We start from the raw sequence: 254 nt of genomic DNA, 5'->3' as shown, positions 1-254 counted from the left end.
GAACCCTTCTCCCCCTGCTTGCCCGCACCCTTCCCACTGCCTTCTCTCCCTTCTCTATCCCCTCCCCCCTCCACCCCTCCCCTCTCCCCCTCCTCCTCAACAACCCCCACCTCCCCCCCCTCCCCTACTATCCAACATATCTTCACTAACCCTCCCCCCCTCACCTCCTCCCCCCTCCACCCCTTCATTCCCAACAATCCCCACTACCCTCACATCCTCCCCTACATCTTCTTCTCCATCTCCTTCACCTACCC

1 protein-coding gene is annotated in these 254 nt (G+C 61.4%); it reads right to left on the bottom strand.

The annotated features are described in order from the left end of the window. A partial coding sequence (locus tag FS507_RS20085; RefSeq protein WP_222121478.1) for a hypothetical protein occupies positions 1-188 on the bottom strand: 188 nt, incomplete at its 3' end. Positions 189-254 lie beyond the last annotated feature (66 nt).

Source organism: Corynebacterium glyciniphilum AJ 3170 (assembly GCF_007673095.1).
Taxonomy (GTDB): domain Bacteria; phylum Actinomycetota; class Actinomycetes; order Mycobacteriales; family Mycobacteriaceae; genus Corynebacterium.
This window is presented reverse-complemented; position numbering and strand designations above follow the sequence as displayed.